Source organism: Massilimicrobiota sp. An142, assembly GCF_002160725.1.
Classification (GTDB): domain Bacteria; phylum Bacillota_I; class Bacilli_A; order Erysipelotrichales; family Coprobacillaceae; genus Allocoprobacillus; species Allocoprobacillus merdigallinarum.
Window position 1 is genome coordinate 89,409 of sequence record NZ_NFLD01000003.1, and the last position, 11,857, is coordinate 101,265.

Genomic DNA, 11,857 nt, shown 5'->3' on the forward strand with positions numbered 1-11,857 from the left:
AATCAAAAAGCGAGTCATTCAACTCGCTTATCTTGATTTTTCTTCAATTTGTTTTAAGACCATATCTACAAATTCATCTAATGATACAGTGATTTGTTTTTGTTCACCATATTGACGATAAGTCACAGTTCTTTCATCTCTTTCTTTATCCCCTAAGACTAGCTGATATGGAATCTTCTTCATCTGTGCTTCACGAATACGATAACCTAATTTTTCTTCACGATCATCTAATTCCACACGAATTCCTTTGTCTTCTAGAAGTTTATAGACTTCTTTTGAATATTCTAAATGATATTCATTTTTAACTGGAATCACTTTGACTTGTGTTGGTGCTAACCATAATGGGAATGCCCCTGCAAAGTGTTCAATCAAAATACCAATAAATCTTTCAATAGAACCAAAGATCACACGATGTAACATAACTGGTCTCACTTTTTCACCATTATGATCCACATATGTTAAATCAAATCTTTCTGGTAAGTTCATATCTAATTGGATTGTTCCACATTGCCAAACTCTTCCTAAAGAATCTCTGACATGGAAGTCAAGTTTTGGACCATAGAAAGCCCCATCTCCAGGATTGACTTTAAAGTCTTTTCCAGCTGCCTGACATGCTGCTGCTAAGGCTGCTTCACTCTTTTCCCAGATTTCTAAATCTCCAATATATTTTTCTTCTGGACGAGTTGATAATTCAATATCATATGGTAAGCCTAAATTAGAATAAACACGATCAATAAATGAAATCAAACGTACAACTTCACTTTCAATCTGATCAGGTGTCATAAAGATATGTGCATCGTCCTGTGTAAAAGTACGTACTCTAAATAAACCATTTAAAGCACCACTGGCTTCATGTCTATGCACTTGTCCAAGTTCTCCCATACGAAGTGGTAAATCTTTATAAGAATGTAAACCATTTTTATAAACAAGCATACTTCCTGGACAGTTCATTGGTTTAATCGCAAATTCACGCTCATCAACTTCACTTGTATACATATTTTCTTTATAGTTATCCCAATGTCCTGAAGTTTCCCATAACTCTCTTGACATCATGATTGGTGTTTTAATGAACTGATATCCTTCTTTGGCATGTTCTTCATACCAGTATTGTTCTAATGTATTTCTTAATAACATCCCATGTGGTAAGAAAAATGGCATACCTGGTGCATATTCACTCATCATAAATAAATCAAGTTCTCTTCCTAATTTTTTATGATCTCTTTTTTTAGCTTCTTCTAAAAAGTCTAAATGTTCCTGTAACTCTTCAGCTGTTGGGAAACAAACACCATAAATTCTTTGTAGAACTTTATTGTTTTTATCCCCTTTCCAGTAAGCTCCAGAATGTTTTAATAATTTAAAATTCTTACATAATTTGACAGTTTCTACATGTGGCCCTCTACATAAATCGACGAAGTCTCCTTGACGATAACATGTAATATGTCCATCTTCTAAACCTTGAATTAAATCTAACTTATAAGGATCATCTTTAAACATGTCTAAAGCTTCTTCCTTAGAAATGTCTTCTCTGATAATTCTTTTTCCATCTTTACAGATTTTCTTCATTTCTTTTTCAATTTTAGGTAAATCATCATCAGTAATCACCTGATCACCTAAATCAATATCATAGTAGAATCCTTCACTCACAACTGGTCCAACCCAGAATTTAGCTTGAGGATATAAATGCTTAACTGCCTGTGCCATCACATGTGCACATGAATGATTTAAAGTATTTAAAGCTTCTTCATTAATAAAATCTCTCATTATTTCTTTCCTCCTATCCAAAATCTTAAAATATCATCATATTGATTTTCAAAAACACCACCACATTTTTCAATGGTCTTTCTTGAAGCCACATTATCTTGATGACAAGTGATTAATACGGGTTCAATTTCCCATTGTTGACAAAATTGAAGTGCCTGTTTCAACATATCTGTAGCATATCCCTGCCTACGATAATCGGGATGAATGGAATAGCCAATATGTCCACCATGTTTGAATAAAGCCTCATTTAAGCAATGACGGATATGAATACAACCAATCACTTGATTATCGACAACATATAAAAACTCTGTCCCTGGAACAAAACCATCTTCTCATTCAATACCTAAATGATTCTTCTTTTCTCTTGAAATCCATTCCTGATAACTTGAACAGCTTTCTAAAAAACCTGCACCATTGACACCAAAAGGATTATGATCATCTTTCATAGCTTGAATCAATGCTTTCATTGATTCTTCATGATGATAATCAGGAAATTCTAAATGTCCTTTTTCCATATCTGACCCCCTTAATAAAAAAGAGATTTCATCCAAAGGACGAAATCTCGTGGTACCACCTTTATTCATTATCTATCAGATAACCTCAAAACTTTAACGCAGTTCTACGACAATCTCTTTCGAGTGTAGCCTATTAGGGAGTATTTCTATAAGCTATCAAAGATTTTCACCAACCATCTTTTCTCTAAACAATCACTTATAAAAACATATCCTAAATCATTGCTTGTAAAGTTATTTTACATCATTATTCTCATTTGTCAAGATATCTGTATCTTTTGTTTTTTTCATTTCATAATATTCAATAATTTCTGCAAATCCGTAGATGATTAATGAAAGCAAAAAGGAGATAAAACAAGACCACAACATCATCAGCATAGATTCTACTCCCATTAGCTCTCCAGTATTTAAATAAGATGTATTCATCGCTATTGTATATCCTTGTTGTAAGATACTCCCAACTAAGAAAATATAAGCACATACTTTTAAAATTTTAGATACTTTATAAGTCACGTTTTGTACCCCCCCCCTGTCATTTTTTGAGTTTATAAAATATCCTTATTTTCATATAATTTCACTATATAGCTACAGCCATAAATCAATAATGACACAATGAATGCAAAGACGATATCTTTTGAAAAACTGAATAAATTTTCAATTGACAATATATATTGTAATCGAAAAATGAGTGATTTCATTGTATAGAAAATCATAAATAAATAGGAACAAATCTTCAGTTTATCTCCTGCTTGATGAAACATATTTCAGCATACCTTTCTCTTTATTTCTTTTCTATATTTAAAATATCATATTTTTGTGTATAAAATATGAAAAAATCTCTAAAATGTAAATTTTACATAAAAAAGCATCACTTTGAAAGTGATACTTTTCTCATGAATAGAAATTGATTGAAAATTTATTTAACAGTGATTAATTGTAAGTAGCTTGTTGTTCCACGAACACCAGGAGTTCCTCCAGTAACAAGGATTGTTTCCCCAGCATTAACACCGTTTTCTTTTGCAATAACTTCAGCTAAGTTTAATAAACCTTCTGTTGTATCCATGTGTTTACATGTGACAGATTTAACACCCCAGTTAATTGCTAATTTCTTAGTTGTTTTTTCATATGGAGTTGCCGCAATGATTGGACATTCTGGTCTATATCTAGACATTTTCTTTGCTGTAAATCCAGATTCTGTAAATGCAACGATGGCAGCAACATTGAATTTTGTTGCAATTTCAGCTACTGACATACAGATAGCTTCAGAAGGATCATCAGATGCAGTTCTGACAGCTTTTCTATGTAATGAAGCATAATCTAATGTAGATTCTGTTTTAATTGCAATTTTGTTCATAACCATAACAGCTTCTTCTGGATATTTACCTTGTGCAGATTCACCAGATAACATAATAGCATCAGTACCATCATAAATAGCGTTTGCAACGTCGCTGACTTCAGCACGAGTTGGTCTTGGATTTTCTTGCATAGATTCAAGCATTTGTGTTGCAGTAATAACAATTTTACCAGCTGCTTTACATTTTCTGATTAATTCTTTTTGAATTAATGGTACATCTTCAGCAGGAACTTCAACACCTAAATCCCCACGTGCAACCATGATACCATCAGCAACTTTAATGATATCATCCATTTTTTCAACACCTTCGCTATTTTCAATTTTAGCGATGATTTGAATATCAGGTTTTCCATTTTCAACTAATATTTTTTTAACATCTAAAACGTCTTGAGGACGACGTACAAATGATGCAGCGATGTAATCTACATCTTGTTGACATCCGAATTCTAAGTCAGCTCTATCTTTTTCAGAAATGAAATCAAATCCAAGTTCGATACCAGGAACATTGATTCCACGTTTATTTTTGACTTTACCATCATTTGCACAAACACAAACGATATCAGTTCCTTCAACATGGTCAACTAATAATTCAACTTGACCATCGTTCACTAAGATAAATCCACCAGGTTTAACATCTTTGTATAAATCTTTATAAGTGATTGTGAAACGATCTGCAGTCCCTACGATATCTTCCACACAGATTGTAGATACTTGTCCTTTTTTAAATTCAGTAAATCCACCTTCAAAATCACCAGTTCTAATTTCAGGCCCTTTTGTATCTAATAAAATAGCACAGTTTGTCCCAAGTTCAGCATTGACATCACGCATTGTTTGCATTTTTTTACCATGTTCTTCATAATCACCATGAGAGAAGTTACAACGCATAACATTCATACCAGCTAAAACTAATTTTTTTAACATTTTTGGATCTTCAGATGCAGGTCCAATTGTACAAATAATCTTTGTTTTCTTCATCTTATCTTTCATTCTCAATTAATCTCCTATAGCTTAGTTTATATTTAACGAAGTTTTAATACATCTTCGTAAATACCTTGATTGATTTTACGTTTATGTCCTAAGACTTCTTGAATTGGTAGTCCAACAATTTCACCTTTAACATCACTAATGCAAAGACCACCTTTACCTTCTTCTAATAATTCAACAGCTTTGATTCCCATACGAGTAGCTAAAACACGATCTCTAGCAGATGGACGTCCACCTCTTTGCATATGTCCTAAAACATTAGCACGTGTTTCAAAACCAGTTGCTTCTTCAACACGTTTTGCAAGTTCATGAACATCAGTAATATGTTCAGTAATAACAACCAAAGCATGTTTTTTATCAGAAGCTTTTGAACGTTTTAAAGTTTCAATGACTTCTTCTTCATCAAAACCACTTTCGCTTGTCACAATCATTTCTGCTCCACAGGCAAGTCCTGCATGAACAGCCAAGTCACCACATCTTCTTCCCATAACTTCAAGAATTGTACATCTTTGATGTGAGCTTGATGTATCTCTTAATTTATCTAAAGCATCTACAATTGTATTTAAAGCTGTATCAAATCCAATTGTAAAATCAGTATCAGGAATATCATTATCTATTGTTCCAGGAATACCAATACAGTTGATTCCCATTTCGGTTAATTTTAAAGCTCCATTATAGCTTCCATCTCCCCCAATAACAACCAAAGCTTCCATTCCAACTTTTTTCATTTGTTCAATGGCTTCTTCTCTGACTTTAGGGTCTTTAAATTCAGGAAAACGTGCAGATTTTAAGAATGTTCCCCCAATGTTAATAATATTACGTGTACTATGCCTATCGAATTCAATAAAATCACCATCATGAAGTCCTTTATATCCTAATCGCACCCCATAAATTTTAATTCCCTTGTTTAAACAAGTTCTTGTTACAGCACGGATAGCTGCGTTCATTCCTGGCGCATCTCCACCAGAAGTTAATACTCCAATGCATTTCACCATAACTACTCTCCTCTCGCTTTTTTCGTTATTATTTTATCATAAAATGACGTTGTATTCTATACTTTCGAGTACATTCTATATCGTCATTTTGGTTCAGTCAAGCATTATTTCAATGCTTAACGCTTTCAATTTTGAAATAATTGTATTTGCACGAATTTCATCACCTTTTTTTAAAGTATAGACTTTTTTTAATTCATTATAACCATACATACTTGTAAAAAAAGTAGGTAAATGATTCAATAAACGATAAGATAAAATGGTTAATAGAATTTCATCACGTGACCACGCTGTGATATTTTCTTCACCTAATTCATCCAACAGTAAATAATCAACCTTCAACAACTTATCCATAGCGTATTCATTATCACCAGAAGAAAAACTGGCTTTGAGGTCAATCAGATAAGTTGGAAAATGAATAAATCCAATCTGTTTATCTTTTTTAGCTAAACTATTCATCAAACCAGCCAACAATGTTGTCTTTCCACTTCCCATTGGACCATGTAAGAAAAGTCCTTGTGAAGTGGGTGTCTGTGAATACTTAAGAATATGTCCTAAAGCATTTTGATGATTAGCTGAAAGTTTCGCCGCATTTTCAACAATCTTGAGTGAAGACAAATCTGTCAGCATTAAATCTTCACTAACATTACTCATCACAAAGTGATCAAGAAGTTTTCTCTTCTTTTCCATTTCTTTACCAAAAGGACAGCTTTGCAGTTCTAAAACAATTTCACCATCATAATATTTTAATATTTTTTGCATACCTATGGTATCCTTAGGACACTGATTTAAAGATTGACATGACTGACAAACATGAAAATCATCATTATAATCTAAAAATTCTACCCAGTAATCATCCATAACAGATGGATCTAAATGATTCTGTTTTAAAAAAGCTTGAATATTTTGTTCCTTTAATAATGCATACTGGCTTTCTTTTTTTAACTTTTCAATATCATCTTTGACGATCATATCAGATATTTTGATCATAATTGTCCCTCCTTCAATTGATTAAGTAAGTCCATCAGCTCTTGTGATGACACTTGACTTTGTGATGAAGATGATGAAACCTCTTCTTCTTTGGATTGTTCTGGTGTGGATTGATTCATCAATTCACGATAGGCATCCATAGCCGTCTGAATATTTTTACGGGCCCATGAAGCACCAATCGCTTCACAATAACGTTTTGACAAACGATTATTATTCTTACCTAAGACATATTCAATCAAAACATTCACCACAGCAGGTTTTAAACCTAATTGAACCATTAATGTTTCCACAATCATTAAATCATGATAGACAGGTTCTTTGCCTCCCTGTTTATCTTTTAAAAGATCATAAGGTGTTAAGGAATCTAAATATTTCATATGTAAAACAAGTGGTGATGAAGTCTGATCTGATGTTTGAAACTGGATAGGCTGCTTATGATAAACTTCCTGCAGTTGAGATGTTTGAGATACATCAAAATATTTTTGAATTGCCTGCTTCATACGACTGCGATTGATTCCCTGTGATTCCATAGCATCTTTCATAATGCCTGCCAATGTTAAAGCATCAACATGATAAACATAAGCCAGTTCTGTCGCATAATTCAAATCATCCTGACTCAGTAAAGAACGATTCACCTGATAATCTGCTAAACTCTGATACAATAAATCATAATCATAATCTATTTTGACATCCTGTGTTGTTTGATGGATCAAATCTTCATTGTATTTTAAAAGACGTGTTTTTTGGGGAAAATGCTGGATAGTAAAAACATCTTGAAATCTTGCTGTAATATCTTCATAACCATCTAGATTTTCTAAAGAAATCTTAAAATATTGCACTGTTTTTTGAAAATCCTCTTCAGATAAAGATAACTGTAATAATGAAGATAAAATCTGATTTTTAAAGAATGCTTTTAAAGATAGAGGGGCATAAAGGCGATAAATATATTGGGTTATATCATTTTCATGTTTGACATAGGTTTTCACCAATCCTATTGCTTCTAAACTACGTAAAGCTTTTTCCATATCCATAACACTCATTGACATATAAGATGTTAAACGTGAAAGTGGACAAGGTGCAATAAAACGGCGCATACGTTTTCCTTCCATGACAAGCATCATATACAAATGCATTGCCTCCATGCCAATCAAAGGCTGATACAGATAATATAATGTATCTATTTGCACGTCATCAAGCGGATAACGCATTTCTACACGATATAAATCAGTCACATACAGTTTCATCTTTTAAATCCTTTAATACCCTTTCTATATTTTGATATAACTCTTCAAAACCATAACGATTATCAATGATATAATCTCCCATGTCTTTTTTTCTTTCAATAGATATTTGTTGACTCATTAAATGTTGAGCCTGTGTTTCATCAATATGATTGCGTGCCATCAGACGTTTCATTTGAGTCATTTCATCAACATAAACAACAATGACACTATCACACATTTCATCCATATGCGTTTCATATAATAATGGTACATCTAAAAAGATCAGCGGTTCTTGAGAAGTCTCAATTCCCTCCTGTAATGTTGTTTTCACATAAGGGTGAATAATACTTTCTAATAAAGCTTTCTTTTTGGCATCATGGAAAACAATCTGTCCCAGCTTTTGGCGACTGATATTTCCATTTTCATCTAAACAGTCAAAGTGAGCAATGATCTGATGATAACATCCACTGTTCTTTTCTAAAGCCTGATGTGAAATCTCATCAGCATCCAAAACACAATAACCATGTGTTTTTAAATATTGTGTCACACTGCTTTTTCCCACTGCAATTGACCCCGTAATTCCAATGACTCGACTCATTTTTCACACCCCTTAATAACGTTTCTTTTGACATTGTGGACAAAAATAAGTGCCACGCTGATGAACCATGACTTTTTTAATATCATGATGACAGACTGGACAAACCTTTTGTCCATGAACTTTAAGCTGAACCTGAAACAGACCATGTATACCATTAGCATCAAAGGAATGAATCGTTGTGCCACCCTGTTCAATGGCACTTTGCAATACCATAATCGCAACCTTTCTTAATTCATCTACTCTTTTTCGAGATAAACGAGAAGCTTTGGTACGTGGATCGATATGCATATAAAAACATATCTCATTGGCATAAATATTTCCTATCCCACACATTATACTTTGATCAAGCAAGGCTGTTTTAATAGGCAAAGAACAATGATGCAAACGTTCATATAAAGCCTCTGTTGTGATTTCAAAAGGTTCTGGACCTAATTTCTTTAAAGGTAACTGTTCACGATAGTCATCCAGACTCACCAGTTCCATACGTCCAAACTTTCTTGTATCTATATATCTTAAATCCTGATGCCTATCCATATGAAAAACAACATGTGTATGTTTACTGACAGGCTCATCACTTTCAACAATATGGAATTTTCCTTCCATACGCAAATGAGAAACAAATGCATGATTTTGACATTTAAAAATCAGATATTTTCCAACACGATCAATATCGCAAAAGATTTCATGTTGAAGACTTTTGACAAATAATTGTGTATCTCCCTGAATGATACGATCATAATAAACATCAATGCCTAAAATAGGGCGTTCTAAAATAAAATTCTTTAAAGTACGCCTGACGGTTTCTACTTCTGGTAATTCTGGCATATAATCCTTATTTTAAATCATACCAGTTGGTCGCATAAGTTCCATCTACTTTTAATGGAACTTCCATTTGGAAGGCATTTTCCATAGCTGATTTGATAATCGTCATCATTTCATCCAATTCTTCTTTATAAACATCAAAAATCAATTCATCGTGTACCTGTAAAATCATTTGTGATTTCATTTTCTTTTCTTTCATCAAACGATCTACCTGAATCATCGCAAGTTTTAAAATATCAGCACCGCTTCCCTGAATTGGAGAATTCATCGCAAAACGTTTTGCCTGTTCACGCACCATAAAATTCTTATCATTAATAGTTGGAATATAACGTTTACGATTCAATACCGTAGATACATAACCATTTTTTTTGCAGTCTTCTACAACACGATGCATATATTGTTGAATTTCAGGATATTCTTCAAAATAGCGACGAATGAATTCTTTAGCTTCAGATAATGTCACACCGATCTGTTTAGATAAACGGAATTCTCCCATACCATAAATGATTCCAAAGTTAACGGCTTTGGCCTGACGACGCATTTGTGGTGTGACATCCTCATCTTTGACTTTGAAAACCAGTGCCGCTGTATGTGTATGGATATCTTTATTTTGATGGAAAGCGTCAATCAATGATTTCACTTGAGCCAAATGTGCTAAAATACGCAATTCAATCTGTGAATAATCAAAAGATATTAAATAATCATGACTCGCTACAAAAGCCTGTCGAATCAGTTTTCCTTCTTCTTGGCGAACAGGAATATTTTGCAAGTTAGGATCAATAGATGATAAACGTCCTGTCTGTGTTAAAGCCTGATTAAAAATGGTATGAATTTTACCATCAGGAAAGACTTGTTCCTGTAATCCTTTGACATATGTAGATGATAATTTTGTCAACATACGATATTGTTGAATCAAAGGCACAATTGGATGTAAGTCTTCAATCTTTTCTAAGATATCCTGTGATGTAGAATATCCACTCTTTGTTTTTTTACCATTCGGTAAACCTAATTTATGAAATAAAATATCACCTAACTGTTTAGGAGAAGCAATATTGAATTTTTCACCAGCCAGCATATAAATATCTTCTTCAATTTCTTTAATCTGCTGATCAAAATTCTGTTCCAGTTTCTTCAAGACATCAACATCTATCTTAGCTCCAACATATTCCATTTGAGCCAAAATATAAGTCACTGGTAATTCTAGATTCTGATACAAATCATACTGTTCTTCCTGTTTTAGTTTTTCAATGGCCTGATCTTTTAAATCATAGATAGCCTTCGCTTTAGAAATAGTATGTTTGGCTAATAAATCTAATTCAGGAATATGTTTCTTTGTATTCTTTCCAAAAACCTCTTCTTCATATTGTAGAGATGTATAACCATAATAATCTCCAATATATTTCATTTCATCTTTTAAACTTGGATTTAAAATATAAGAAGCTAATTGTAAATCAAAGTCCATACCTTTGATTTCAATGCCATTCCATTTGGCTGATAAAATTTGAGCTTTGATATTATAACTGTATTTATGATAATGTTCATCTTTTAAATAGTCTAAAAACTGCTGATCTTTGAGAGCATCTTCAAAAGTAATGAAATAAGCCTGATGTGCATTATATAAAGCATATCCTAAAACAATGGATTTATGATAGTTTTGATCATAAATAGCCCCTAAAACACTACTGTCTTCTTGAATCGGTGGCATTTTTTGAACAACTTCATATTGAAAATCCGTTTTTGATGTTGGACGTGATTCAACAGAAATCTTTTTCAATAATGAATTCATATCATAATGTGTATAAAAAGCCTTGAGCTTTTCAAAATCATATCCATCATAACGGGCCTGATTTAAATCCAATGTCATAGGAACATCTCTTAAAATCGTAGCTATTTTTTTAGACTGAAGTCCAATATCAATATTTTCACGAATCTTTTCACCCATTTTTCCTTTGATTTCATGCATATGTTCCTTTAAGTTTTCAATCGTTCCATACTCATGAAGCAATTTTAAAGCTGTTTTTTCACCTACACCTTTAATTCCAGGAATATTATCAGCACTATCTCCCATAAGCCCTAGAAAATCACGAATCTGATCAGGAACCAAACCATATTTTTCCTGAATTGTTTCAGGTGTATAAACATCAAGCTGAGTGACACCTTTCACAGTACGATAAACTGTTGTCTGCTTAGAAACAAGCTGAAAAGCATCTTTATCTCCTGTAAAAATAGACACGCTTAAACCTTGTTCTTCCCCTAGCCTTGATAATGTGCCAATTAAATCATCACCTTCATATCCCTCTAATTCATAATAAGGAATAGAATAAGCATCTAGAAATTCTCTGACCATCGCAAACTGACATTTTAATTCATCCGGCGTCTCTTTTCTTGTGGCTTTGTATTGTTCCAATAAATCATTTCTAAATGTCTTTTTACCATAATCAAATGCCACAACAATATAGGCACTTTCACGTTCTAATATCTTTTGTAACATATTCGCAAAGCCAAAGACTGCATTGGTTGGTATCCCATCTTTATTCACCATTAAATTTCCCATTGATGCTGTGGCATAATAAGCTTTAAATAACAATGAATTTCCATCAATCAAAATTAATTCTTCCATA

10 protein-coding genes and 1 pseudogene are annotated in these 11,857 nt (G+C 32.9%); all 11 read right to left on the bottom strand.

All coding sequences use genetic code 11. From position 1 onward, the window contains the following. Positions 1-27: 27 nt before the first annotated feature. The 11 genes and pseudogenes from thrS to polA all read right to left on the bottom strand — a co-directional run bounded on the left by thrS (position 28) and on the right by polA (position 11,856). Complete coding sequence (thrS, locus tag B5E87_RS02310; protein ID WP_087243333.1) at positions 28-1,761, bottom strand: threonine--tRNA ligase; 1,734 nt, start codon at positions 1,759-1,761, stop codon at positions 28-30. After that, positions 1,761-2,051 (bottom strand): annotated as a pseudogene (locus B5E87_RS02315) (GNAT family N-acetyltransferase); the annotation flags it as partial. The pseudogene B5E87_RS02315 and the gene thrS, both read right to left, overlap by 1 nt. Before the next feature lie 42 nt (positions 2,052-2,093). Then, positions 2,094-2,276 carry a hypothetical protein gene (locus tag B5E87_RS02320; RefSeq protein ID WP_087243335.1) on the bottom strand — a complete coding sequence of 61 codons (183 nt, stop codon included), beginning with the start codon at positions 2,274-2,276 and terminating at the stop codon, positions 2,094-2,096. A 231-nt stretch (positions 2,277-2,507) separates the two neighbouring features. Beyond that, positions 2,508-2,786, bottom strand: a complete 279-nt coding sequence (locus B5E87_RS02325) for a hypothetical protein (protein WP_087243336.1) — start codon at positions 2,784-2,786, stop codon at positions 2,508-2,510. Between the two features lie 403 nt (positions 2,787-3,189). After that, positions 3,190-4,614, bottom strand: a complete 1,425-nt coding sequence (gene pyk / locus B5E87_RS02335; protein WP_087243338.1) for a pyruvate kinase — start codon at positions 4,612-4,614, stop codon at positions 3,190-3,192. A 32-nt stretch (positions 4,615-4,646) separates the two neighbouring features. Then, positions 4,647-5,606 carry a 6-phosphofructokinase gene (gene pfkA / locus B5E87_RS02340; RefSeq protein WP_087243339.1) on the bottom strand — a complete coding sequence of 320 codons (960 nt, stop codon included), beginning with the start codon at positions 5,604-5,606 and terminating at the stop codon, positions 4,647-4,649. A gap of 93 nt (positions 5,607-5,699) precedes the next feature. After that, positions 5,700-6,593, bottom strand: a complete 894-nt coding sequence (locus B5E87_RS02345) for an ATP-binding protein (RefSeq protein ID WP_087243340.1) — start codon at positions 6,591-6,593, stop codon at positions 5,700-5,702. Continuing rightward, positions 6,590-7,837, bottom strand: coding sequence for a DnaD domain protein (locus B5E87_RS02350; protein ID WP_087243341.1), 1,248 nt, complete (start codon positions 7,835-7,837; stop codon positions 6,590-6,592). Before B5E87_RS02350 ends, B5E87_RS02345 begins: the two co-directional genes overlap by 4 nt. Next, the gene (coaE, locus tag B5E87_RS02355) at positions 7,818-8,414 is read right to left on the bottom strand and encodes a dephospho-CoA kinase (RefSeq protein ID WP_087243342.1); all 597 of its coding nucleotides are present in this window, start codon (positions 8,412-8,414) and stop codon (positions 7,818-7,820) included. Before coaE ends, B5E87_RS02350 begins: the two co-directional genes overlap by 20 nt. Before the next feature lie 12 nt (positions 8,415-8,426). Then, positions 8,427-9,239: a DNA-formamidopyrimidine glycosylase gene (gene mutM / locus B5E87_RS02360; RefSeq protein ID WP_087243343.1), complete on the bottom strand. Its 813-nt coding sequence runs from the start codon at positions 9,237-9,239 to the stop codon at positions 8,427-8,429. 7 nt (positions 9,240-9,246) lie between these two features. Further along, the gene (polA, locus tag B5E87_RS02365; protein WP_087243344.1) at positions 9,247-11,856 is read right to left on the bottom strand and encodes a DNA polymerase I; all 2,610 of its coding nucleotides are present in this window, start codon (positions 11,854-11,856) and stop codon (positions 9,247-9,249) included. Between the last annotated feature and the right edge of the window lies 1 nt (position 11,857).